Origin of the sequence: Streptomyces sp. CB02261 (assembly GCF_001905665.1) — a bacterium.
Taxonomy (GTDB): Bacteria; Actinomycetota; Actinomycetes; order Streptomycetales; family Streptomycetaceae; genus Streptomyces.
In genome coordinates, this window is the sequence record NZ_LIVX01000011.1 from 189,195 (window position 1) to 213,341 (window position 24,147).

22 protein-coding genes are annotated in these 24,147 nt (G+C 72.4%); 8 read left to right on the forward strand and 14 right to left on the reverse strand.

Features of this window, described 5'->3' with window-relative positions; all coding sequences use genetic code 11:
- Positions 1–100 precede the first annotated feature (100 nt).
- Positions 101–1,204: a DNA polymerase III subunit beta gene (gene dnaN / locus AMK29_RS30565; protein ID WP_073819114.1), complete on the forward strand. Its 1,104-nt coding sequence runs from the start codon at positions 101–103 to the stop codon at positions 1,202–1,204.
- Here dnaN and AMK29_RS30570 read toward each other — a convergent pair.
- Both AMK29_RS30570 and cimA read right to left on the reverse strand, forming a co-directional pair.
- Positions 1,201–2,559 carry a hypothetical protein gene (locus tag AMK29_RS30570; protein ID WP_073819116.1) on the reverse strand — a complete coding sequence of 453 codons (1,359 nt, stop codon included), beginning with the start codon at positions 2,557–2,559 and terminating at the stop codon, positions 1,201–1,203. The genes dnaN and AMK29_RS30570 overlap by 4 nt on opposite strands.
- Positions 2,560–2,645: 86 nt before the next feature.
- Positions 2,646–4,262, reverse strand: coding sequence for a citramalate synthase (gene cimA / locus AMK29_RS30575; RefSeq protein ID WP_073819118.1), 1,617 nt, complete (start codon positions 4,260–4,262; stop codon positions 2,646–2,648).
- Positions 4,263–4,824: 562 nt separating this feature from the next.
- Between cimA and AMK29_RS30585 the strand changes: the two genes are divergently transcribed.
- Positions 4,825–5,529 (forward strand): hypothetical protein, encoded by a 705-nt coding sequence (locus tag AMK29_RS30585; RefSeq protein WP_079197190.1) that lies wholly within the window; start codon positions 4,825–4,827, stop codon positions 5,527–5,529.
- 10 nt (positions 5,530–5,539) lie between these two features.
- Here AMK29_RS30585 and AMK29_RS30590 read toward each other — a convergent pair whose 3' ends face one another.
- From AMK29_RS30590 to ureA, 5 genes are all read right to left on the reverse strand, one after another.
- Positions 5,540–6,874: an MFS transporter gene (locus AMK29_RS30590; RefSeq protein ID WP_073819120.1), complete on the reverse strand. Its 1,335-nt coding sequence runs from the start codon at positions 6,872–6,874 to the stop codon at positions 5,540–5,542.
- A 97-nt stretch (positions 6,875–6,971) separates the two neighbouring features.
- Complete coding sequence (locus tag AMK29_RS30595) at positions 6,972–7,517, reverse strand: TetR/AcrR family transcriptional regulator (protein ID WP_241845760.1); 546 nt, start codon at positions 7,515–7,517, stop codon at positions 6,972–6,974.
- A gap of 114 nt (positions 7,518–7,631) precedes the next feature.
- Positions 7,632–8,648: an agmatine deiminase family protein gene (locus tag AMK29_RS30600; protein ID WP_073819124.1), complete on the reverse strand. Its 1,017-nt coding sequence runs from the start codon at positions 8,646–8,648 to the stop codon at positions 7,632–7,634.
- 19 nt (positions 8,649–8,667) lie between these two features.
- Positions 8,668–10,350, reverse strand: a complete 1,683-nt coding sequence (locus AMK29_RS30605) for an urease subunit alpha (RefSeq protein ID WP_073819126.1) — start codon at positions 10,348–10,350, stop codon at positions 8,668–8,670.
- Positions 10,350–11,048 (reverse strand): urease subunit gamma, encoded by a 699-nt coding sequence (gene ureA / locus AMK29_RS30610; RefSeq protein WP_073819128.1) that lies wholly within the window; start codon positions 11,046–11,048, stop codon positions 10,350–10,352. Before ureA ends, AMK29_RS30605 begins: the two co-directional genes overlap by 1 nt.
- Positions 11,049–11,183: 135 nt before the next feature.
- Between ureA and AMK29_RS30615 the strand changes: the two genes are divergently transcribed.
- Positions 11,184–12,605 (forward strand): cytosine permease, encoded by a 1,422-nt coding sequence (locus AMK29_RS30615; protein ID WP_073819130.1) that lies wholly within the window; start codon positions 11,184–11,186, stop codon positions 12,603–12,605.
- A gap of 4 nt (positions 12,606–12,609) precedes the next feature.
- Here the strand turns inward: AMK29_RS30615 and AMK29_RS30620 are convergent, their stop codons facing one another.
- From AMK29_RS30620 to AMK29_RS37710, 3 genes are all read right to left on the reverse strand, one after another.
- Positions 12,610–13,698, reverse strand: a complete 1,089-nt coding sequence (locus tag AMK29_RS30620; protein ID WP_073819132.1) for a branched-chain amino acid aminotransferase — start codon at positions 13,696–13,698, stop codon at positions 12,610–12,612.
- 256 nt (positions 13,699–13,954) lie between these two features.
- The gene (locus AMK29_RS30625; RefSeq protein WP_073819134.1) at positions 13,955–14,995 is read right to left on the reverse strand and encodes a 3-isopropylmalate dehydrogenase; all 1,041 of its coding nucleotides are present in this window, start codon (positions 14,993–14,995) and stop codon (positions 13,955–13,957) included.
- Positions 14,996–15,077: 82 nt separating this feature from the next.
- Positions 15,078–15,209, reverse strand: coding sequence for a hypothetical protein (locus tag AMK29_RS37710; protein ID WP_260461862.1), 132 nt, complete (start codon positions 15,207–15,209; stop codon positions 15,078–15,080).
- Positions 15,210–15,516: 307 nt separating this feature from the next.
- Between AMK29_RS37710 and AMK29_RS30630 the strand changes: the two genes are divergently transcribed.
- Both AMK29_RS30630 and AMK29_RS30635 read left to right on the forward strand, forming a co-directional pair.
- On the forward strand, positions 15,517–15,858 hold the full coding sequence (locus tag AMK29_RS30630; protein ID WP_073819136.1) for a PadR family transcriptional regulator: 342 nt from the start codon (positions 15,517–15,519) through the stop codon (positions 15,856–15,858).
- Positions 15,855–16,589: a hypothetical protein gene (locus tag AMK29_RS30635; RefSeq protein ID WP_073819138.1), complete on the forward strand. Its 735-nt coding sequence runs from the start codon at positions 15,855–15,857 to the stop codon at positions 16,587–16,589. The genes AMK29_RS30630 and AMK29_RS30635 overlap by 4 nt, the downstream gene beginning before the upstream one ends.
- 7 nt (positions 16,590–16,596) lie before the next feature.
- Here the strand turns inward: AMK29_RS30635 and AMK29_RS30640 are convergent, their stop codons facing one another.
- From AMK29_RS30640 to AMK29_RS30650, 3 genes are all read right to left on the reverse strand, one after another.
- Positions 16,597–17,133, reverse strand: coding sequence for a GNAT family N-acetyltransferase (locus AMK29_RS30640; protein ID WP_073819140.1), 537 nt, complete (start codon positions 17,131–17,133; stop codon positions 16,597–16,599).
- 113 nt (positions 17,134–17,246) lie between these two features.
- Positions 17,247–18,878 carry an L-glutamate gamma-semialdehyde dehydrogenase gene (gene pruA / locus AMK29_RS30645; protein WP_073819141.1) on the reverse strand — a complete coding sequence of 544 codons (1,632 nt, stop codon included), beginning with the start codon at positions 18,876–18,878 and terminating at the stop codon, positions 17,247–17,249.
- A gap of 30 nt (positions 18,879–18,908) precedes the next feature.
- Positions 18,909–19,835 carry a proline dehydrogenase family protein gene (locus AMK29_RS30650; protein WP_073819143.1) on the reverse strand — a complete coding sequence of 309 codons (927 nt, stop codon included), beginning with the start codon at positions 19,833–19,835 and terminating at the stop codon, positions 18,909–18,911.
- Between the two features lie 183 nt (positions 19,836–20,018).
- Here AMK29_RS30650 and AMK29_RS30655 point away from each other — a divergent pair, with 183 nt between their 5' ends.
- The 3 genes from AMK29_RS30655 to AMK29_RS30665 are packed head-to-tail and all read left to right on the forward strand — an operon-like array spanning position 20,019 to position 23,496.
- The gene (locus AMK29_RS30655) at positions 20,019–21,131 is read left to right on the forward strand and encodes a PucR family transcriptional regulator (protein WP_073819145.1); all 1,113 of its coding nucleotides are present in this window, start codon (positions 20,019–20,021) and stop codon (positions 21,129–21,131) included.
- Between the two features lie 53 nt (positions 21,132–21,184).
- Positions 21,185–22,333: a DUF1266 domain-containing protein gene (locus tag AMK29_RS30660; RefSeq protein ID WP_073819148.1), complete on the forward strand. Its 1,149-nt coding sequence runs from the start codon at positions 21,185–21,187 to the stop codon at positions 22,331–22,333.
- Positions 22,330–23,496 (forward strand): DUF1266 domain-containing protein, encoded by a 1,167-nt coding sequence (locus AMK29_RS30665; RefSeq protein WP_073819250.1) that lies wholly within the window; start codon positions 22,330–22,332, stop codon positions 23,494–23,496. The genes AMK29_RS30660 and AMK29_RS30665 overlap by 4 nt, the downstream gene beginning before the upstream one ends.
- Before the next feature lie 37 nt (positions 23,497–23,533).
- On the opposite strand, the gene AMK29_RS30670 is transcribed toward AMK29_RS30665, so the two are convergent.
- Complete coding sequence (locus tag AMK29_RS30670; protein ID WP_073819150.1) at positions 23,534–24,115, reverse strand: TetR/AcrR family transcriptional regulator; 582 nt, start codon at positions 24,113–24,115, stop codon at positions 23,534–23,536.
- Between the last annotated feature and the right edge of the window lie 32 nt (positions 24,116–24,147).

Here is a 24,147-nt window from a genome sequence, read left to right on the forward strand (position 1 = left end):
TCAGGCCGTCACTTCCCTTCCCGCACGGGCGAATTCGCCACGGGGCGCCTGGAATCGCTGGTCGACGGCGTTGTCAGTGGCGGCGGCTAGCGTCGGCGGCATGGAATTCCGTATCGACAGCGGCGTGTTGACCGACGCCGTGACCTGGGCCGCGCGCGTCCTTCCGGCCCGCTCCCCCATGCCCGTCCTCGGCGGCCTGCTCCTGGAGGCCGCGGGCGGGCGCCTGCGGGTCTCCGGTCTCGACCACGAGGCCTCCGCCCGCATCGAGGTCGAGGCCGACACGGACGTCGAGGGGCGGGCGCTGGTCCTCGGGCGGCGGCTGCTCGACATCTGCAAGGTGCTGCCCCGGGGCCTCACGGAGCTCGCCGTGGAGGGCGCCCGGCTCTCGGTGACCTCCGGCGACGCCCGCTTCGGCCTCTCCCTGCTGCCGCTCGACGACTACCCGGCCCCGCCCGCGCTGCCCGAGGTCCGCGGCCTGGTGGACGGGGACGCCTTCGCCGCGGCGGTCGGGCAGGTGGCGGTGGCGGCGGGCCGGGACGACTCGCTGCCGGTCCTCACCGGGATACGGCTCGCCCTGGACGGGACGACCATGACGCTGGCGGCCACCGACCGCTACCGCTACGCCGTCCGCACCCTGGAGTGGAAGCCGGAGGCCGCCGCCCCGGGGGAGGACGCGGATGTCGTCGTGCCCGCCCGGCGCCTCACCGAGATCGCCCGCTCCCTCGCGGACGCCGGTCCCGCGCGGCTCGCCCTCGACGGCGGCTCGATCGGCTTCGAGAGCGGCGGCCTGCGCACCACCACCCGACTGCTGGACGGGCGCCTCCCCCGCCACGACAAGCTCTTCGCGCTCGGCGACCCGGCCCTCGCGGTCACCGAACGGGCCCCGCTGGCCGAGGCCGTCAAGCGGGTCGCGGTCGTCGCCGAGGGCGACAGCCCGGTCCAGCTGACCTTCACCCCCACCGCCCTCCACCTCCAGGCGGGGTACGAGGACGACATCGCCTCCCAGCACCTGCCGTCCGCCCTCACGGGCACGGACACCCTGACGGTCGCCTTCAACCCGGGGTACCTCCTGGACGCCCTCGCCTCGCTGGACTCCCCCGAGGTCCACTTCCATCTCCTGGGCCCCGGGCAGCGCGCCCTCCTCACCGACGGGCCGGGAGCGGCCCACCGCCATCTCCTGATGTCGGTGAAGCCGCTGGTCTAGAACCCGCCCCCGCCGTCGAAGCCTCCGCCTCCGCCGAAGTCACCCCCGCCGAAGCCGCCCGAGTCGCCGCCCCCGAAGTCGCTCGATCCGAAGTCGCCGGAGTTGAAGTCGCCGCCCGAGAAGTCACCGCCTCCGAACTCGCCGCCGCCGTACTCGCCGGCGTAGGCCGGGGTGGCGAGCATCGAGCCGAGGAGCGTGCCCATCAGGAGGCCGGGGAGGATGCCGCCGCCGAAGTAGCCGCCGGCCCAGGGGCCGTAGGCCGGGCCCGCCTCCCAGTAGGGGCGGCGCACGCCGTCCGCGTCGACCGTGCGGGCCATCGGGTCGCGGCCGTCGTCGAGGCGGGCCGCGTCGGCGGCGCAGACCGGGACCTGGCGGGCGGCGCCGCCGGCCGGGGTCCAGGTGCGGTCCTCGGTGGAGGGCCCGTGGCGCGGGTCGAAGAAGCAGGGGACGCGGCGCTCGGGGAGCGGGCGGGACTCGCGGCGGGCGGCGAGGACGGCGAGGGAGTAGCGGCCGTCCTCCAGCGCCTGGGTGACCGCGCGGACGTCATGGGGGCGCGCGGCGGCGGCCATGAGGGACTTGGCCTTGTCGTACGAGTCGAGGGCGCGTTCGTAGTCGCCGCGCATGGCGTCGTCGGCGCCGGGCTCGGCGGGGTGGAAGTCGAGACGTTCGAGCTCTTCGCCGAAGGCGGTGATGTCCTCGTCGACGACGACCCGCAGGGCGTCGAGGGCCGCGCGCTCCTCGGCCTCCTTGCGCATCCGGTTGCGGCGGACGACCGCGTAGGCGCCCGCGCCTCCGACCGCGGCGACGGCGCCGAGGGTGACGAGTCCGGCGACGGGGACACCGGAGTCGGTGCCGACGGAGCCCCAGGTCGAGGGGGCGGAACCGCGCAGGGCGGGCAGGGCCTGGTCGACGAAGTTGTCGAGTTCCGTGGCGGCGTCGACGCCCGGCTGCCGTACGGAGGTGACGAGGTCGTCCACGGTGCCGGGGGACATCACGGAGCGGTCCGCCTGGGCGTCGAAGCCGCCGCCGAGCCTGATGGCGTAGAGGCCGGTGATTCCCGTCTGGGCCCGCAGGTCCGGGAAGAGGCGCTCGGGCGGGAAGGCGGCGTTCGCCGGCAGGACCGCGACGAAGAGCGGCTTGTCCGCGTCCTTGATCTTCTGGGCGAGGGCGTCGGCCTGGGCCTTCGACAGCTGGTCGGCGGCGCCCGGATCGACGTACACCGGGCCCTGTTTCAGGGCGGCGGCCGCGTCGGGGATCCCCGTGGCCCTGGCGCCCGAGGAGGGGGCCAGGGCCAGGAGCAGGAGCAGAATCAGCCCGGCGAGGGCCGACAGTACGGAGAGCGGCCTGGTCCTCATGGTTCGACGCTACCCGAACGACGCCGAACAGGACATAGCCGGACCGTTCGGGACCATCCGGGCTTGGCGACCGGTCCGGGGAACCCCTACTCGGACGGGTCGACGCCCGCCCGGAGCACCCCGTACGTGAAGGCGTCCTCCAGGGCCTGCCAGGAGGCGGCGATCACGTTCTCGCCGACGCCGACCGTCGACCACTCGCCGTTGCCGTCGCTGGTGGTGATCAGGACGCGGGTCGTGGACTCGGTGCCGTGACGGCCCTCCAGGATGCGGACCTTGTAGTCGACCAGCTCGAACTTGGCGAGCTGCGGGTAGATCCGCTCCAGGGCGAGCCGCATGGCGCGGTCCAGCGCGTTGACGGGGCCGTTGCCCTCGGCGGTGGCGACGATCCGCTCGCCCTTGGCCCAGAGCTTGACGGTGGCCTCGTTGGCGTGGGTGCCGTCGGGGCGGTCCTCGACGATCGCGCGCCAGGACTCCGTACGGAAGTAGCGGCGGGCGCGGCCCTCGACCTCCTCGCGCAGGAGCAGCTCGAAGGAGGCGTCGGCCGCCTCGTACGTGTAGCCCTGGAGCTCGCGCTCCTTGACCCGCTCGACGACCCGCGCGACGAGCTCGCGGTCGCCGCCGAGGTCGACGCCGAGTTCCTTCCCCTTGAGCTCGATGGAGGCGCGGCCGGCCATGTCGGAGACGAGCATCCGCATGGTGTTGCCGACCAGCTCGGGGTCGATGTGCTGGTAGAGGTCGGGGTCGACCTTGATCGCGGAGGCGTGGAGCCCGGCCTTGTGGGCGAAGGCGGAGACACCGACGTACGGCTGGTGGGTGGAGGGGGTGAGGTTGACGACCTCGGCGATGGCGTGCGAGATGCGGGTCATCTCGGCCAGGGCGCCGTCGGGCAGCACCTTCTTGCCGTACTTGAGCTCCAGGGCCGCGACGACGGGGAAGAGGTTGGCGTTGCCGACCCGCTCGCCGTAGCCGTTGGCTGTGCACTGGACGTGGGTGGCGCCGGCGTCGACGGCGGCGAGGGTGTTGGCGACGGCGCAGCCGGTGTCGTCCTGGGCGTGGATGCCGAGGCGGGCGCCGGTGTCGGCGAGGACGGTGGCGACGACGGCCTGGATCTGGGCGGGCAGCATGCCGCCGTTGGTGTCGCAGAGGATGACGACGTCGGCGCCGGCCTCGTGCGCGGCGCGGACGACGGCCTTGGCGTAGTCGGGGTTGGCCTTGTAGCCGTCGAAGAAGTGCTCGCAGTCGACGAAGACGCGGCGGCCCTGGGAGCGCAGATGGGCGACGGTGTCGCGGACCATCTCCAGGTTCTCGTCGAGGGTGGTGCGCAGGGCGAGCTCGACGTGCCGGTCGTGCGACTTGGCGACCAGCGTGATGACCGGGGCGCCGGAGTCCAGGAGGGCCTTGACCTGCGGGTCCTCGGCGGCGTCGCCGCCCGCCCTGCGGGTGGCGCCGAACGCGACGAGCTGCGCGTTCTTGAACGCGATCTCCTGCGTGGCGCGGGCGAAGAACTCCGTGTCGCGGGGGTTGGCGCCGGGCCAGCCGCCCTCGATGAAGCCCACACCGAACTCGTCGAGGTGCCGGGCGATGGTCAGCTTGTCCGCGACGGTGAGGTTGATGCCTTCACGCTGCGCCCCGTCGCGCAGCGTCGTGTCGAAGACATGGAAGCTGTCGTCGAGGCGCGAGCTCTCGGCGTTCTCCGTGGTCATGACTGTGATGGCTCCTGTCGGATGTGGCTCCGGAAGGTCTGGATCCACTTGCCCCCATTCTCACGCGTCGTCCGCTTCCGCCATGGGTGGGGCCGGAAAACGAAAAAACCCCTCGCGGGTGCGAGAGGTCTGCGCGCGGGTCTGGGGCACGGTGTCCACTGCCGCGGGGGTTGTGCCGCGGTTCAGTGGCCACTGCGGACCGGCGCGCTGCTGCCGATAATCATCGTGGTAGCAAGCACGCCGGAAGTCTGACACAGCCGCGCGAGTGACAGCAGCACAGTCTCAGGATGCGGGCGGTGCGCCGGTGGTACGGATCATCCGCGTGACCACACCACCGCCTGCCGGGCCGCCTTCGGGACCGCCTTCCGGACCTCCCTCGGGCCCGCCGTCCGGACCGCTCCGCCCGCCCTCGCCGGAACCCGACCCCGAGCGCGGCCCCGGGTCCGGGTCCGGGGCCGGCCGCGGCACGCCCCCGGGCTCCGGCTCCACCGCGCAGCCCCCGCCCTCCCCCGGAGGGGACGGCCGCCGCCGCGTCGTCCTGATCGCCGTCGGCGGAGTGCTGGTGGCGGCGGCGCTGGGCATCGGTCTGGTCGCCCTCCTCGGCGGCGACGACGACAGCCCCACGACGGCGAGCCCGACGAGCCCCGCGGCGTCCAGCCCGCCCGCCGACTCCTCGTCCTCCCGGGCACGGGCGCACGCCCTCGCCGAGCGCGTGGCCATGGCGCCGGAGGACTGGGGGCCCGGCTACACGAAGGGCGACCCGTACGAGCGGGACCCGGCGGGCGAGTACGAGGTGGGGCAGGACTGCAAGGGCTTCGAGCAGGCGGCCAGGTCGGGCACCCTTGCCTCGGTCAGCCGTACCGTGAACAGCACCGGGTCGCATCTCCCCTCGACGACCGAGGTCCGGGTCTTCGCGGACGCGGAGACGGCCCAGGCGTTCGTCGAAAGCTCCGAGGACACCACGCGCCGCTGCCCGACACAGCAGTCGGGCGAGCTGCGCTGGTCCTCGGTCCGCCAGGCCGCGGCGCCGGATGTGACCGGACTCGATCAGGTGATGGCCGAGGAGGGCACCCAGACGGCGGACGCCGCCGGCACCAGAACCGATTACCCCTACGTCCTGTACACCGGCCGGACCGGCGACACCGTGGTGAGCGTGTTGGCCTACGAGACCCGTGCCGACGTCGCGGCCCTGGGCCCGCGCGCCCGGGGCGTCCTCCAGAAGCTCCAGCAGCGGGTGGAGAGCGCCCGCGCGAGCGCGCGCCCGTGAGCGGGGGCGGTCAGACGGCGGGGGCCGATGTCTTCTCCGGTTCGCCGGCCCGTTCCGGCCCGCCCGTGCCGCCCACCCGGCGCAGGTCGATGTCCCGGGTCTCGCGCATCGTGAGGTAGACGACCAGGGAGACGGCCGCGCAGCCCGCCACGTACCAGAAGAAGCCCGACTCGATGCCGGCGTCCTTGAACCACAGCGCCACGTACTCGGCGGTGCCGCCGAAGAGGGCGTTGGCGACGGCGTACGGCAGCGCGACGCCGAGGGCCCGGATGCCGGTGGGGAAGAGCTCGGCCTTCACGCAGGCGTTGATCGAGGTGTAGCCGGTGATCACGACCAGCGCCAGCAGGGAGAGCCCGAGCGCCGGCCAGAAGGAGCCCGCGTGCCGCAGCATCGTCATGATCGGCACGGTGAGCAGCGTCGACCCCACGGCGAAGGTGATGAGGAGCGGTCGGCGGCCGATCCGGTCGGAGAGGTGCCCGGCCAGCGGCTGGAGGCAGGCGAAGACGATCAGGGCGCAGAAGGAGACCAGGGTCGCGGTCTGCTTGGGGAGTCCGGCGGAGTTGGAAAGGTACTTGGTGAGGTAGGTCGTGTACGTGTAGTAGGCCACGGTCCCGCCCATGGTGAGCGCGACGACGAGGAAGGCCTCGCGCCGGTGCGCCCAGAGCGCCGTGAGGGTGCCCTTCCGGTCGCCCGCGACCGCGTCGTCGGCGGTCTCCTCGTACACCTCGGTCTCCAGCATGGTGCGGCGCAGGTAGAAGACGACGGCCGCGCCGAGGGCGCCGATGACGAAGGGGATGCGCCAGCCCCAGTCGTGCAGGGCCTCGGTGGTGAGGGTGTGCTGGAGGACGAGCAGCAGGCCGAGGCCGAGGATCTGGCCCGCGGTCATCGAGACGTACTGGAAGCTGGAGGCGAAGCCGCGGTGCTCGGGGTCGGAGGCCTCGGTGAGGTAGGTGGCGCTGGCGGCGTACTCGCCGCCGACGGAGAGTCCCTGGAGGAGGCGGGCGACCAGGAGGACGGCGGCGCCGCCGTATCCCGCGACGGCGTAGGTGGGCGCGACCGCGATGAGGAGCGCGGACGCGGACATCAGGGTGACGGTGAGGGTGAGGGCGGCCTTGCGCCCCTTGCGGTCACCGACGCGGCCGAGGAGCCAGCCGCCGACGGGCCGCATGAAGAACCCGACGGCGAAGATGCCGGCGGTGTTCATGAGTTTGGCGGTGTCGTTGCCCTCGGGGAAGAACGCGCCCGCGAAGTAGGTGGCGAAGCTCGCGTACACGAACCAGTCGAACCACTCGACCATGTTGCCGGCCGAGCCTACCCAGATCTTCTTCCAGTGCTCTCGTCCCATGGTCCGGAACCGTGCCCGAGGGACGGTGCAGGACTCAAGGCCGCAGGCCGCAACGATCCTGTGTACTTACGTGCGTTGCGGTCGCGGCCCCCGCACGTCAGTCGCGCGGCAGCAGGTCCTGGTCGATGAACTCCCGCACGTGCTCCAGGACCTGCTCCCGCCCGGTGCCCGGGATGCCGACGGCGACGTGCACGCTGAAGCCGTCGAGCAGGGCCCGCATCCGGGCCGCGAACCGGTCGGGGTCGACCGGCCGGAACTCCCCGCGCGAGACGCCCTCGGCGAGGATGGCGACCAGGTCCCGGTGCCAGGCGCCCTCGATGGCGGCCTGCCGGGCGCGGGCGTCGTCGTCGGCGTTCTGCGACCGGTTCCAGACCTCCAGCCACAGCGTCCAGTGCGGGTCGCGCGGCCCGTCGGGCACGTACACGTCGACGTACCCGTCGAGCCGCTCGCGCGCGGTCCCCGGGCCGGAGAGCAGGGCGCTCCGCTCGGCCCCGAGCCGCCCCTCGCTCCACTCCAGGGTCCGGAGCAGCAGCTCGTCCTTGGTGCGGAAGTAGTAGAGGAGGTGGCCGCTGCTCATGCCGACCTGCCGCCCGAGGCCGGCCATCGTCAGCCCGTCGAGCCCCCGCTCGGCGATGGTGCCCATGGCGGCGGCGAGCACGTCCTCGCGGGGCGGGGCGGCCTGGTTGCGCCGGCGGGGGTGGGGCGGTGGGCTGCTGCTCTGACTCACTCGTACGTTCTACCGTATGACCGCCGGCGCTCAGACCCTCGGCTGCTGCTGGGTGATGCAGTGGATGCCGCCCCCACCTGCGAAGATCGTCCGCGCGTCGACGAGGACGACCTCGCGCTCGGGGAAGAGGCGGCGGAAGATCTCGGCGGCGAGCTCGTCGTGGGGGTCGTCGAAGGCGCAGAGGACCACGCCGTCGTTGCACAGGTAGTGGTTGATGTACGAGTAGTCGACCCAGTCGCCCTCCTCGTCCGTGAGGACGGTCGGGGCGGGGATCTCGACGACCTCCAGCGGGCGGCCCTGGGCGTCCGTCTGCCCGCGCAGGATGTTCACGTACATCCGGGACCGCTCGTAGTCGGGGTGGGCCGGGTCCTGCTGGCTGTGGACGAGGACGGTGCCGGGGCGGGCGAAGGCGGCGACGATGTCGACGTGGCCCTGGGTGCCGTAGAGGCCGTAGTCGCCGGTGAGGCCGTTGGGGAGCCAGATCGCCTTGGTGGTGCCGAGCTTGGCGTGGATCTCGTTCTCGACCTGCTCGCGGGTCCACCCGGGGTTGCGGCCGGGACCGAGCTGGACGGTGTCGGTGAGGAGGACCGTGCCCTCGCCGTCCACGTGGATCGCACCGCCCTCGTTGACGAGCGGGGACGGCAGTACGGGGACCCCGGCGAGGTCCGCGACATGGCGGGCGATCTTGGAGTCGTGCTCCCAGCGGGCCCAGTCCTGGGCGCCCCAGCCGTTGAACACCCAGTCCACGGCGCCGAGTTCGGTGCCGTTCGTGACGAAGGTGGGGCCGATGTCCCGCATCCAGGCATCGTCGAGGTCCCGCTCGACCAGGTCGACGTCGGGGCCGACGAGGGCGCGGGCCGACTCCGCGTCGCCGGGGGCGACGACCAGCGTGACCGGTTCGAAGCGGCGGACGGCGCGGGCCACCGACGCCCAGGCGGCGCGGGCCTCGGCGAGTTCGCCCTCGTTCGTGAAGGTGGGGTTGGGGCTGGGCCAGGCCATCCAGGTGCGCTCGTGCGGCATCCACTCGGCGGGCATGCGGTAGGTCATCGAGGAGTCCTAGGGAAGGTCAGAGGAAGTAGAGGCGGTTGAGGGAGACGGATTCGACCGCCTCGGAGCGGATCGGTGAGCCGTCGAGGGAGACGAGACCGGTACGGTCGTCGACCTGGACGTCTCCGACCCGGGAGTTCAGGAGCAGGTCCGCGGGGCCGATGCCGCGGGTGCCGCGTACGGGCACGCGGCGGCGCCGGGTCGGCATCCGGTCGGCGCCGAGGTCGACGGCGGCCTGGGCGACGAAGGCGACCGAGAGGTCGGCGGCCGTGGCGCCGTGCCCGCCGAACAAGGGCCCGAGGACGAGCGGTTCGCAGGTGTCGGTGGCGGCGTTGGGATCGCCCACGACCCCCCACGCGGGGAAGCCGGACTTCAGCACCAGCTGCGGCTTGGCGCCGAAGAACTCCGGCCGCCACAGCACGATGTCGGCCAGCTTGCCAGTCTCGATCGAGCCGATCTCGTGGGCGAGGCCGTGGGCGAGCGCCGGGTTGATGGTGAGCTTGGCCAGGTAGCGCATCACGCGCGCGTTGTCGTCGTGCGCGCCGTCGCCCTCCATGGGTCCGAGCTCGGCCTTCATCTTCCCGGCCATGGCGAAGGTCCGGCGTACGGTCTCGCCGGCCCTTCCCATCCCCTGCGCGTCGGAGGAGGTGATCCCGATCGCGCCGAGGTCGTGCAGGACGTCCTCCGCGCCCATCGTCCCGGCCCGGATCCGGTCGCGCGCCATGGCGGCGTCGCCGGGGAGGTCGGTCTTCAGGTCGTGGACGGAGACGATCATCCCGTAGTGCTCGGCGACCGCGTCGCGGCCGAAGGGCAGGGTGGGGTTGGTGGAGGAGCCGATGACGTTCGGCACGCCCGCCATCTTGAGGACGTTGGGCACGTGTCCGCCGCCGCAGCCCTCGATGTGGAAGGCGTGGATCGTACGGCCGTCCAGGACGCGGAGGGTGTCCTCCACGGAGAGGCACTCGTTGAGGCCGTCGCTGTGCAGGGCGACCTGGACGTCGTGCTCCTCGGCGACCCGGAGCGCGGTGTCGAGGGCGCGGGTGTGGGCGCCCATGTCCTCGTGGACCTTGAAGCCGGAGGCCCCGCCCTCGGCGAGGGCCTCGACCAGCGGGGCCGGGTCGGAGGACGAACCGCGGGCGAGGAAGCCGATGTTGACGGGCCAGGCGTCGAAGGAGTTGAAGGCGTGCCGCAGGGCCCAGGGCGAGTTGACGCCGACGCCCCACACGGGGCCGAACTCCTGCCCGATGATCGTGGTGACGCCGCTGGCGAGCGAGGCCTCCATGATCCGGGGCGAGAGCAGGTGGACGTGGGTGTCGACGGCTCCGGCGGTGGCGATGAGGCCCTCGCCGGAGACGATCGAGGTGCCGGTGCCGACGACGACGTCGACGCCGTCGAGGGTGTCGGGGTTGCCGGCCCGTCCGATCGCGTGGATCCGGCCCTCGCGGATGCCGATGGAGACCTTGCGGATGCCGAGGACGGCGTCGATCACCAGGACGTTGCTGATGACGACGTCGCAGGTCTCGCGGACGGCGGCGGCCTTCAGGTGCAGTCCGTCGCGGGCGGTCTTGCCGAAGCCGGCGAGGAACTCGTCGCCGGGCTTCTGGGAGTCCGACTCGACCCGGACGACGAGCCCGGAGTCGCCCAGGACGACACGGTCGCCGGCGCGCGGGCCGTGCACGGATGCGTACTCGTACGGGTCCATCAGTTGCCCTCCTCGTCGGACGGGACGCCCAGGTAGCCGCAGGCCGCCGCGCGCCTCAGTGCCTCTTCCCTCGCGCCCGGCGCGTCCAGCGGGCCGTCGACCAGGCCCGCGAAGCCGATGGCGACGCGGGCGCCGCCGATCGGGACGAGCCCGACCTCGGCCTCGCCGCCCGGGTCGAAGCGGAAGGAGGCGCCGGCCGGGATGGCGAGCCGCATGCCGTAGGTGGCCGCCCGGTCGAAGTCGAGGCGCGGGTTGACCTCGAAGAAGTGGAAGTGGGAGGTGACGCTCACCGGGACGGTGGCCGTGTTGCGCACGCGGAGGGTGAGCGCGGGCTCGGTCTCCGGGTGTCCGGGGCCGGGCAGCAGCGCGCCGGGCGCCCCTTCCCCGAGGCCGCCGCCGCCGATCGGGTCGGAGACGACCGCGAGCCGTGAGCCGTCGTCGAACACCGCCTCGACATGGACCTCGGTGACCACGTCGGCGACGCCGGGGAGCACGTCGTCGGGGCCGAGGACCGAGCGGGCGGCGTCGATCGCCTCGGCGAGTCGCTTGCCGTCGCGGGCCGCCTCGCAGACCGTGTCCGCGATGAGCGCGGTGGCCTCGGGGACATTGAGTCGCAGGCCCCGGGCCCGGCGGGCACGGGCGAGCTCGGCGGCGCCGAAGAGCAGCAGCCGGTCGCGTTCCGTGGGGGTCAGTCGCACGTCCGAAACACCTCCTGTTTGAGCGACACTCTAAATGCTGAGACGCTCGGTTCCAAGCATTGACGTGAGGTACAGCCACGGGTCACATTGAGCGCCACTCTAAATCTTCCGCCGCTCCCGTCCCCAGGAGTCCCCATGCCGATAGAACAGCGCGGAGTCGACACCATCCCCGAGGCCGAACGCACCAGCGGCCCCCGCGACCTCGTGGCGATCCTGCTCGGATCCAACCTGTGCCTGGGGGTGATCGTCTTCGGCTGGCTGCCGGTCTCCTTCGGCCTCGACCTCTGGGGCTCGGTGACCTCCGTCGTGGCCGGCACCCTCCTCGGAGTCGCCGTCACCGCGCCGCTCGCGCTCGTGTCGCTCCGGACCGCGACCAACCTCTCCACCTCGTCCGGCGCCTTCTTCGGCGTACGCGGCCGACTCGTCGGCTCGGTGGTCGGCCTGCTGCTCTCGCTCGGCTACACGGCGCTGACCCTCTGGATCGGCGGAGACGTCATGGTGGGCACGCTCGCCCGCCTGGTCGGCCTGCCGACCGGCGGCGCCGCCCACGCCGCCGTCTACGCGCTGCTCGCCGCCTGCACGGCGGTCGCCGCGGTGTACGGCTACCGGCTGCTGCTCAGGCTGAGCAAGGCCCTCGCCCTCGGCATGACCGTGCTCCTCGCCGTGGGCCTCGTCGCCTACGCCGGGGACTTCACGACGGCGGCGGTACCGGACACCCCGTACCTGCTCGGCTCGTTCTGGCCGACCTGGCTGCTCTCCGCGGTGGCCGCCGGGCTCAGCGGCCCGGTCGCCTTCATCACCCTGCTCGGCGACTACACCCGGTACGTCTCCCCCGTGCGCCACAGCGCGGCGAAGGTCTGGCGGGCCACCTGTCTCGGCCTGGTCGTGGGACTGCTCGTGCCTCAGCTCTTCGGTACGTACACGGCGCTCGCCGCCCGTGGCGCGCTGGACTACGCGGGGCCGCTCGTCGCCGCCTCACCCACCTGGTACCTGGTCCCGCTGCTCGTCGCGGCCACGGCCGGGTCCGTCGGCAACGCCGGACTGATGCTGTACTCGATGGGGCTCGACCTCGACGCGATCCTGCCGAAGGCCACCCGGGCCCGCGCCACCCTGGTGGTCGCGGCGGTGGCGACCGCCTTCGTCTTCCTCGGCCACTTCGCGTCCGACGCGCAGACGGCGATGACCTCGTTCGTGCTGCTCCTCACGGCCATCGGCACGCCGTGGGCGGTGATCACGCTGATCGGCCACGCCCGATGCGGCGGGACGTACGACCCGGAGGCGCTCCAGGTCTACAACCGCCGGGCGCGCGGCGGGATCTACTGGTACGCGGCGGGCTGGCAGCCGCGCGCCACCGCCTCCTGGGCGATCGGCGCGGCGACCGGCCTCGCCTCGGTGTCGACACCCCTCTACGAGGGACCGCTGCTCGCCCTGACGGGCGGGATCGACTGCAGCTTCGTCCTGTCGGGAATCGTGGGCGGCGCGCTGTACGCCGTCCTGACACCGCACAGGGCTCCCGGGACCGTGACGGCCCCGGAAGCCCTGACACAGGCGGAGTGAGCGACTAGCCCAGCTCGTGCATCCAGCCGTGGACGTCCTCGGCCTTGCCGGTCTGGACGGCGAGCAGTGCCTCGCGCAGCTTCATGGTGACCGCGCCGGGCTCGCCGCCCGACTGCTGCCATTCGCCCCGCTCGCACTTGACGGTGCCGACCGGGGTGATCACGGCGGCGGTTCCGCAGGCGAAGACCTCGGTCAGGGTGCCGTTCTCGGAGTCGGCCTGCCACTGGTCGATCGAGACACGGCCCTCCTCCGGCTCCAGGCCGAGGTCCGCCGCCAGCTTGAGCAGCGAGTCACGGGTGATGCCGGCCAGCAGCGAACCGGTGAGGGTGGGGGTGATCAGCTTGTTCCCGTACACGAAGTACAGGTTCATGCCGCCGAGCTCCTCGACCCACTTGTGCTCCACGGCGTCGAGGTAGGCGACCTGGTCGCAGCCCTTCGCGATGGCCTCGGCCTGCGCGAGCAGGGAGGCCGCGTAGTTGCCGCCGGTCTTGGCGTCGCCCATGCCGCCGGGGACGGCGCGGACGCGGTTCTCGGAGAGCCAGATGGAGACGGGCTTCACGCCGCCGGGGAAGTACGGGCCCGCCGGGGAGGCGATGACCACGAAGAGGTACTCGTTGGCCGGACGGACCCCGAGCCCGACCTCGGTCGCGATCATGAACGGACGCAGGTAGAGCGAGCCCTCGCCGCCGTGCTCCGGGACCCACGCCTTGTCCTGCCGGACGAGCACGTCACAGGCCTCGACGAAGGTCTCGACGGGCAGCTCCGGCATGGCCAGGCGGTGCGCGGAGGCCTGGAAGCGGCGTGCGTTGGCGTCCGGGCGGAAGCTGGCGACCGAGCCGTCGGGACGGCGGTAGGCCTTGAGGCCCTCGAAGATCTCCTGCGCGTAGTGCAGGACGTTCGTCGCCGGGTCCAGGTGCAGCGGGCCGTAGGGCACCAGCTGGCCGTCGTGCCATCCCCGGCCCTCGGTCCACCGGATGGTGACCATGTGGTCGGTGAAGTGGCGGCCGAATCCGGGGTCGGCCAGGATCGCTTCGCGCTCCGCGTCGGACAGCGGGCTGGAGGAGGGCTTGAGCTCGATCGTGGGCGTCGTCATGAGTGCGTGTCCTTCACCGGTTGTGTGGGGAGGACCGCGCTCACGCCTCAGTCACGGACCGAAGTCCATGACTGTGTGGACGTCCGAGCATGCCCGCATGCCGCGGCCCCACGTCCGATTATCGCTCGCGGGAACCGGTGCACGAAACGGGTGAACACGGTCCAGGGTTCGATGGTGGCACCCCACGACCGCACAGGTACAGCCGCCGGGTGCAGGTGCGACCCGGCGGCTGCTGTCGTATGGCAGTCGGCGCGGGTCAGCTCGCTACGCGCGCGGCGAGCGCGTCGCCGATCTCGTCCGTCGTACGGACGGCCGCGCCGCGCTCGGTGAGGTCGGCGGCGACGGCGGCCTCGACCCGGGCGGCCTCGGTCTCGTAGCCGAGGTGGCGCAGCAGGAGGGCGACGGAGAGGACGGTGGCCGTGGGGTCGGCCTTGCCCTGGCCCGCGATGTCCGGCGCGGAGCCGTGGACCGGCTCGAACATCGACGGGAACTCGCCGCTCGGGTTGATGTTGCCGGAGGCGGCGACGCCGATGCCGCCGGAGACGGCCGCGGCGAGGTCGGTGATGATGTCGCCGAAGAGGTTGTCGGTGACGATCACGTCGAAGCGGGCCGGGTCGGTGACGAGGAAGATCGTCGCGGCGTCGACGTGCAGGTAGTCGGTGGTGACCTCGGGGAACTCCCCGGCGACCTTCTGGAAGATGTCCGTCCAGAGGTGCCCGGCGAAGGTCAGCACGTTGTTCTTGTGGACCAGCGTCAGCTTCTTGCGCGGGCGGGCCTGGGCGCGGGCGAAGGCGTCCCGGACGACCCGCTCCACACCGAAGGCGGTGTTGACCGAGACCTCGGTGGCGACCTCGTGCGGGGTGCCCTTGCGGATGGTGCCGCCGTTGCCGGTGTACGGGCCCTCGGTGCCCTCGCGGACCACGACGAAGTCGATCTCCGGCTGCCCGGCGAGCGGGGTCGCGACGCCGGGGAGCAGCTTCGAGGGACGCAGGTTCACGTGGTGGTCGAAGGCGAAGCGGAGCTTCAGCAGGAAGCCGCGCTCCAGGACGCCGGAGGGCACCGACGGGTCGCCGATGGCGCCGAGCAGGATGGCGTCGTGCTTCTTGAGGGAGGCGAGATCGGCGTCGGTGAGGGTCTCACCGGTGGCGTGGTAGCGCTTGGCGCCGAAGTCGTACTCCTCGGTCTCCAGCTTCACGTCCTGGGGAAGGACGGCCGCGAGGATCTTGAGGCCTTGGGCCACGACCTCCTGGCCGATGCCGTCGCCGGGGATGACTGCGAGATCGATGCTGTGAGACATGTCGGCACCCTACTCTTCGTCCCATCGTCTGACACGCTACGTCCACCATGTGGACGAACCGCCATGTCGACGCGGGCGGGCCTCAGTGGCCGGTGGAGCCGCCGTTGTCACGGCGGTCGAGGGCGCGCTGGAGGGCTGCGGCGGCGTTCTGGCGGGCCTCGTCGCTGGGACGGTTGGCGGAGTGGCGGACGCGGCGGGCGGTCTGAGTGGCCATGAGAGATCGACTCCTTGAGATCAGTGGTGATCCACGGGATCAGCGGTGATCCGCATGTGCGGAGATCAGTGGTGATCGAAGGCGCCGGCAGGGGCGGGGAGCGCCGCCGCAGGGGTTACCTGCACAGGGCATCGCGCTCTCGGCCGCCATTCGCTGATGAAGCGAGACGTTCGGCTCCTACAACGCTAGGACAGGCAGCCGCATCTGTCTCCACAATTACTCGGACTTCCTACTATCTGAGACGGCACCCTCCCCCGGCGTTTCTATCTAGCTTGCATACCTACCTAGCTGGTGATGCAATGAGGCCATGGCCGCAGACCGCAGATCCAGCTGGCTCAAGGGAGTCCTCGACCTGCTCGTCCTCTCCCGCCTGACCGACGGAGAGAACTACGGGTACGAGATCGCCAAGGCGCTCGCCGAGGCGGGACTCGGCGAGATCAAGGGGGGGACGCTCTATCCCGTACTGAACCGCCTGGAGGAGGCCGGCCTGGTGGAGGCCGAGTTCCGCGCCGCCGAGCGCGGCCCGGGACGCCGCTACTACCGGCTCACCGGGGCCGGCCGCGAGCTGCTCGCCGCGGAGAGCGGCGCCTGGCTGGACTTCCACCGCACCGTACGCGCCATGCTCACTCCAGGGGGAACGACACCATGACCACCGACGCCTACTTCACCGATCTCTCCGGCGCGCTGCGTGCCGCCGGCGTACCGGACGAGCAGATCACCGCCACCGTCGAGGACCTGCGCGCCCACCTCGCGGAGACGGGGGCGGACCCGCGGGAGGAGTTCGGTCCCGCGGACGGGTTCGCCGCACGGCTCGGCGGGCTCGCCCCGGCACCCGGCGAGCCGGACGAGCGGGCGGAGTCCTGGACCTGGACCGCCGACCTCTTCAACGACCGCCGGATGCTCGCCGTCCACGGCGACCAGGGCTGGGAGGTGGAGTCGCTCGACGCGCTCGGCCGCTTCGTCTGCCGCCGCCCCGCGACGGCGACGCTGCGGTGGGAGTACCGCCGCGAGGTCATCGGCGCCCGGCGCCGCGCGAAGGTCCTGGCCGAGCTTGAGCCCGAGGGCTGGGAACTGTGCGGCGAGTGGCTGGTGTACGGCTACTTCAAGCGGCCGCGCGCGGCGACGACGGGCCCGGCGGGCGCCCTGGAGGCTCCGCCGGCCGCGCCGGGCCGGTGGCTGTTCCTGAGCCGCCGCGGCAAGGCGGCGGTCGCGGTGTGGCTCGTGCTGGTCGGCGGCGCGACGACGGCGTGCTTCATGGGGACGCTCGGCACGGGCGGGCTGGCGATCTCCATCGCCCTCGTCTCCATGTTCTCCGCCCTGTACACGGCCCACCTGGAGGCGGCCAAGGGCCGCGAGGCGCAGAGCCCGCCCGCGCCCTGAAGCGGCCTCACATCACGTCGCCGTCCCGCCAGTCGAAGACGAGGGCGGCGGCGGGATCGGGCAGCTCCCGGCCGGCCGCCGGGCGCAGATAGACGAACCCCTCCTCCTCGGCGAGCCGGACGACCCCCTCGGGCCCCATGGCCTCCAGACGCCCCTCCCAGACCTGCCAGCCGCGCGCCCGGTAGAGCGCGGCCCCGTCGTCCGTGGCACCGAGGGCCCCGAAGAGGTACGCCCCGTCGATGACCCGCTCCAGCTCGGCCATCACCGCCCCGCCGAGCCCCTGACGCCTGCGGTCGGCGCGGACGGCGACCCCTTCGACGTACCCGACGCGGTACGAGCGGCCGCGGTGGAGGGCCCGGCGCATCACGACGGCGCCATGGGCGGTGATGCCCCGCTCGTCCTCGGTCCAGGCGTGGACGCCGCCGAGGGTGTGGTCCCAGTCGTCGTCGGTGAAGTCACCCTCGAAGGCGGAGTCGAGCAGCTCGCGTACGGAGCGGAGCCGGTCGGCCCCGACGTCATGGGTGGGCGCGATCCTCACGGTCATGGGCCCAGACTCGCACAGCGGCCCGGGGCGCCCGGCCGGTACATGAGAACCGCCCCCGTCTCCGGTTGGGGGACCGGGGAGGGGGGCGGTGATCAGGGGGTGCCGCGGGCGGGTCAGCCCATGTGCGGGTAGCCGTACTCGGTCGGCGGGACCAGCGTCTCCTTGATGGCGCGGGTCAGCGTCCAGCGCATCAGGTTCTGCGGGGCGCCGGCCTTGTCGTTCGTGCCCGAGGCGCGGCCGCCGCCGAAGGGCTGCTGGCCGACGACGGCGCCGGTCGACTTGTCGTTGATGTAGAAGTTGCCCGCGGCGAAGCGGAGCTTCTCCATCGTGTACGCGGTCGCCGCGCGGTCACCGGAGATGACCGAGCCGGTGAGGGCGTAGTCCGAGGCCGACTCCATCTGGGTCAGCATCTCGTCGTACTTGTCGTCCTCGTAGACGTGGATCGCGAGGATCGGGCCGAAGTACTCGGTCGTGAAGACCTCGTTCTCCGGGTCGGTGCACTCGATGACGGTCGGGCGGACGAAGTAGCCCTCCGAGTCGTCGTAGGTGCCACCGGCGACGATCGTGCAGGTCTCGTCGGCCTTCGCACGGTCGATCGCGGCCTTGTTCTTGGCGAACGAACGCTCGTCGATGACGGCGCCGATGAAGTTCGTCAGGTCGGTGACGTCACCCATCTTGATGCCGTCGACCTCGGCCGCGAACTCCTCCTTGAAGCCGTCGTTCCAGATGGACGCCGGGACGTAGGCGCGGGAGGACGCGGAGCACTTCTGGCCCTGGAACTCGAAGGAGCCACGGGTCAGCGCGGTCTTCAGGATCGCGCGGTCGGCGCTCGGGTGGGCGACGACGAAGTCCTTGCCGCCGGTCTCGCCGACGATCCGCGGGTACGAGCGGTACTTCTCGATGTTGTTGCCGACCGTCTTCCACAGGTGCTGGAAGGTCTTGGTCGAGCCGGTGAAGTGGATGCCGGCCAGGTCGCGGTGGTTCAGGGCCACCTCGGAGACGGCGATGCCGTCGCCGGTCACCAGGTTGATGACGCCCTTCGGCAGGCCGGCCTCCTCCAGGAGCTCCATGAGGAGCACGGCGGAGTGGGTCTGCGTCGGGGACGGCTTCCAGACCACCACGTTGCCCATGAGGGCGGGGGCGGTGGGCAGGTTGCCGGCGATGGCCGTGAAGTTGAACGGCGTGATCGCGTAGACGAAGCCCTCCAGCGGGCGGTGGTCCAGACGGTTCCACACACCCGGGGAGTTGGCCGGCGGCTGCTCGGCCAGGATCTGGCGGGCGTACGCCACGTTGAAGCGCCAGAAGTCGACGAGCTCGCAGGGGGTGTCGATCTCGGCCTGCTGGGCGGTCTTCGACTGGCCGAGCATCGTGGACGCGGCCAGCGTCTCGCGCCACGGGCCGGCGAGCAGCTCGGCGGCGCGCAGGATGATCGCGGCGCGGTCGTCGAAGGCCATCGCGCGCCAGGCCGGGGCGGCGGCCAGGGCCGCGTCGATCGCGTCCTGGGCGTCCTGCTCCGTGGCGCCGCGGAAGGTGCCGATGACGGCCTTGTGGTTGTGCGGCTGGACGACCTTGAACTCCTCGCCGCCGCCGAGGCGCTTCACACCGCCGATGGTCATCGGCAGCTCGCGCGGGTTCTCGGACAGCTCCTTGAGCTTGGCCTCGAGGCGGGCGCGCTCGGCGGAGCCGGGGGCGTAGCTGTGCACCGGCTCGTTGACCGGAGCGGGGACCTGGGTGACAGCGTCCATGGGTCTCGATACTCCTAGTGAGAGGTGGGCTCAGCCCTTGGTGAGGATGGAGCGGACGAAGAAGAGGAGGTTGGCCGGCTTCTCCGCGAGGCGGCGCATGAAGTAGCCGTACCAGTCGGTGCCGTAGGCGGTGTACACGCGCATGCGGTGTCCCTCGGCGGCGAGGCGGGTCTGCTCCTCGCCGCGGATGCCGTACAGCATCTGGAACTCGTACTCGTCCAGCTTGCGCCCGGCGCGGCGGGCGAGCTCCTGGCCGATGGAGATCAGGCGCGGGTCGTGGGACCCGATCATCGGGTAGCCCTCGCCGTCCATGAGGATCTTCATGATCCGGACGTACGCCCTGTCGATCCCGGGCTTGTCCTGGATGGCGACGGAGGCGGGCTCCTTGTAGGCGCCCTTCACGATCCGGACGCGGGAGCCGTTCTCGGCCAGGCGGCGGGCGTCGTCCTCGGTGCGGAAGAGGTAGGCCTGGATGACGCAGCCGGTCTGCGGGAAGTCCTTCCGGAGCTCCTCGTGGATGGCGAACATCGAGTCGAGGGTGGTGTGGTCCTCGGCGTCCAGGGTGACGGTGGTGCCGATCTCGGCGGCGGCCTCGACGACGGTCCGGACGTTCGCGAGGGCCAGCTCGTGGCCGTTCTCCAGCGACTGGCCGAACATCGACAGCTTGACGGACATCTCGGCGCGCTCGCCGAGGCCCAGCTCCTTGAGGCGGCTGATGAGCTCCAGGTAGGCGTCCCGGGCGGCGTACGACTGCTCGACGGTGGTGATGTCCTCGCCGACGACGTCGAGGGTGACCTCCAGGCCGCGGTCGCTCAGCTCCTGGACGATCGGGACGACGTCGTCGACCGACTCCCCGGCGATGAAGCGGGCGACGACCTGCTTGGTCCCGGGGGCGGCCGACACGAAACGGCGCATCTTGTCGCTGCGCGACGCGGCGAGGATCACGGGACCCAGCACGGGGACCTCCAGAAGGACAGGGTGACGAAGGATGCTGTACCCGATGTTTCGGAAGAAACCGGGAACAGCACGAAGAACCACCGTGAAACCTAAGGATCGCTCCGATCGTCCGCCATCTACAGCTGTCACGCATCCGTGCGCGGCGTCTCATACACATGTCTGAGAGGGTGCGAGAATGGCGCTGTGAAGGGCGATTACCAAGAACTGGTGGACGAGATCTCCGCGCTGCTGGGAGCCCCGGCGACCCTGGAGAACCGCGATTTCGGGCTGATCGCCTTCGGTGCCCACGACAGCGACGACGACACCGCGATGGACCCCGTCCGGACCCGGTCGATCCTGACCCGGAAGTCGACCCCGGCGGTCCGCGCCTGGTTCGAAGGCTTCGGCATCACCCGGGCGACGGGCCCGATCCGCATCCCGGCCGCCCCCGACGCCGGGGTGTTCCGGGACCGCCTGTGCCTGCCCGTACGGCATCGGGGCGTCGTCCTCGGGTACGTCTGGCTCCTCGACGCCGAGCCCGGCCCCACGCCCGCCCAGCTCACGGCCGCGATGGAGGTCGCCACCCGGATCGGCGACCTCATCGCCGACGAGGAGCGCGCGGACGCCGACCTCTCGCGCGAGTTCGCCGCGGTCCTCACCGCCGGGCGCGGCTGGCAGAGCGACATGGCCGTCGCGGCCCTCCGGGCCGCCCTGGGGCCCAGCGCGGACGGTCTGCACACCGTCGTCTGCGTGACCCCCTGGCCGGGCGAGGCCCCGTCGATCCGGGCGGTCCCCGGCGCGGCGGCGGTCGCCACGATCCCGGAGGGCGAGTCCCTCGCCGTCCTCGTACGGCTGCGCACGGCCGAGGACCTCTCCCCCGCCCACGCGGCCGCCGACCGGTTGCGCGCCGCCGCACCGGCCGGCATCGCGACCCCCCGCCGGGGGCTCACGGAGCTCGCGGCGGCCTGGCGGGAGGCCAACACGGCGGCCCGTGCCGCCACGGCGCAGCCGACGCTCGGGCCCGTCGCGGAGTGGGCCGGGATCGGCCCGTACCGGCTGCTCGCGGCGCTCTACCACCCCGAGGTCGACCCCGCCGTCGCCCCGCTGCTCGCCCCCGCCCACGCCGAACTGGCCCGCACCGCCGAGGTGTTCCTCGACAACGCGGGCCAGGCCGGGCGCACGGCGGCCGCCCTGGGCATTCACCGCCAGACCCTGTACTACCGGCTGTCCCGGGTCGAACAGCTCACGGGTCTGGACCTGGACGACGGCGAGGACCGCCTCCTCCTCCACATGTCCCTGAAGTCGGCCCGGCTCTGAACACCCGCCCCTCCAGGCCTGTTTCCGTACGGGCCGGTTTATAGGATCTCCCCGTGATCACGGGGAACTGGGCGCCGCCGACGCACACGGAACGGCTGCTGTACGAGGCCGGGACGCGCGGCGACCGGGCCGCCGCCCTGGACGCCCTCGGGCGGACCCGGCTCTACGTCCTGCAGGCACGGGTGCACGCGGACGCTCCGGGCCACACCCCGCCCCTCCCCGCCCGGCGCGACAAGGCCGCCCGGCGCACCGTCGTACCGGTGCTGACCGAGGGCATGCTGCCGGCGTGGCACCCCGACTGGGTGTTCGAGCAGACCACCCTCGCCAGACTCGCCGCGGCCTGGCCGAACGACCGGTGGTGGCTCGCGGTCAACCCGGACACCCCGTTCGGGGCCGCGCTCCCGGCCCGGGCCGCCGACCGGCGGACCTGGGAGGAGGCGGGCATCCGGGGCGGCGGACCGGCGCGGCTCCGCCTGCTCACCCACGCCGGTGGGCCGCTGCACGGACCGGTCGCGCACGCCCTGGCGCTCGGCGCGCACCTCGCCGTGCTCAACGGCCTGGTGTGGAACGGGCTCGGCGCCCAGTACGAGGACTACCCCACCGATGTCGCCCGGTTGCGCCGGCCCTGGGCCGTCCACCACCGGGCGGACTTCCGGGACAAGCTGCGGACCCTCATCGCCACCCGGCTCGTCGGCCGGGTCCCCGAGGCCGTCCTGGGGATGCGGCGCCGCCTCGCCGCACGCCTCGGCCACCCGCCTACCGACGCCCAGTGGGCCTCGATGGTCACCGTGAACTTCGAGCGGGACGACCCCTACGGGGAGGACCTGGCCGAGGCCGAGCGGTTCCTGCGCCGGATCACCCACTACGAGGAGCGGTTCCGCGCCGACGGCCTCCTCGCCCCCGACGGCCGGATCGACACCCTCGCCGCCTTCGACCACGGCCGGGCCGTGAACGTCGTACGGCTCGCGCTCGGCGCGCGGTACTGCGACCCGCAGGAGGCGGAGCAGTCCCTCCTGAGGATCCTCGAACCCGCCCGGCAGGCGTACGACTCCTGGGAGGCGTTCTCCCTCGGCTATCTCCTCGCCCGGCTGATCCACTTCGACGAGGGCGACCCCGAGCCGATGTACCGGGAGTCCGTGGCCGTCCACCGCATCCTCACCCAGGACCCTTCGAGCCCCTACCGGAACATCCCGTGGTCATGAACCCCCGCCCCGATGCCCGCGCCGTCCCGTGGATCCCGCCGTCCGAGACCGAGCACCTGCTGCGGGAGGCGGCACTCCGCGGCGACTTCGCGGAACAGGTCCGGGTCCTCGCCGGGGCCGAGCTCTTCATCGGCGCCCCCAAGGCCGAGGTGGACGCCGAGCCGGACGACGTCTACTGGCGACCCCAGCAGGTCGCGAAGGGGCTCGTCGTCCGGCAGGTCCTCACCCGGGGGATGCTGCCGCCGTGGCACCCCGACTGGGTCTTCCACCAGATCACCCTGAGATGGGCCGCGCAGTTCCGGTGGAGCGACCCCCGGGTGCTCCTCGCGGTCAACGGCGGCACCCCGGCCCAGCTGCTGCTGCCCGCCACCCCCGAGCACCGGGCGGGGTGGCTGCGGGTGTACGCCGAGCACGGCCGGGGGCGTGACGGCCGTTTCACCGCCCTCCGCCACGGGCCCCTGCACGGCCCGCTCGCCTTCGGCCTCGCCTGCGGCGCCCCTCTCGCGTTCGGCAACGGCGTCCCGTGGAACGACGTCGGTACGGCCTACATGGGATACACCACCATCCTCGACACCCTCCGCGACGGCTGGGACGTCACGGACGGGGCGGGCTGGCGCAAGGAGCTGGACGCGCTGCTCGACGGCCGCAACAGCCCGCCGGAGCCGGACTTCGTCCTCCGGGTCCGCGAGGAACTGCGGACCGGCCGGGCCGGGATGCCGTCGGCCGAAGAGTGGCGCGAGACGGCCGCCGGGCATGCCCAGGACCTGGGCGCGGGCCCGGCGTCGGTGCGGCACATCGAGGAACTGGTGCGCCGGGTCCTGCGCTACGAGGCCCGGTTCCGCGCCGAGGGGCTGCTCCCGCCGGAGGGACGGGTGCGGAAGACCGTCGCGTACGACTACGGCCGTGCCGTGAACATGGCCCGCTGGGGTCTCTCGGCCCGGTTCTGCACGCCCCCCGAGGCCGAACAGGCGATCGTCCACGCGGGGGCGCTGGCCCGGGCGGCCTACGGATCGTGGCAGGACTACTCGGTGGGGTATGCGCTGGGGCGGGTGCTGCGGTTCGACGGGGAGGAGTACGGCCCGTACCACGAGGAGAACGTGGCCGCGCACCGCGTCCTGACGGAGCACGAGGGCAGCCCCTGGCGGAACGTCCCGTGGCGCTGAGCCGGGGCGTGGACACCCCGTCCCGGCCGACGTGCCGTCAGTCGCCCTCGCCCATCAGGACCTTGAGCCCCGCCGTGAGGTCGTCGGCGCTCGGGGCCGTGTCCGGGTCGACCATCCACTGGATCATCACCCCGGTCGCCAGGGCCTGACAGAGCAGCCCGGCCACCCGGGCCTTCTCCGGGTCCGCCTCCGGGTCGAGGCCCAGGAAGCCCTCGGCCATGCCGAGCCGGCCCTCCCGCTGCGGCTCCTTGATCGCCTCACGCAGCTTCTCGTCGTCGTCGAGCCGGGTGACGATCTCCGTCTGAAGCTTCCACAGCGGCCTGCTCGCCCCGGCGGCGGCGATCACCTGCTCCCAGACCGTGTGGAAGCGCGCGTACGGCTCGGCCGGCAGCGCCCGCCCCTCCTCGCCGGTGCCCGCCGGGCCGACCCGGTCGCCCCACTCCTCGGTGAGCGCGAGGAAGGCCTGCTGGAGGAGGGCGTCCTTGGAGCCGTAGTGGTAGCCGATGGAGGCGAGGTTGGTGCCGGACGCGGCGACGATGTCGCGGGCCGTGGTGCGCCCGTACCCCTTCTCCAGGAGGCAGCGCTTGGCACCTTCGAGGAGGTCTTCCCTGTGTCCCATGACAGCACCGTACCCGGCCCTTAGACACCTGT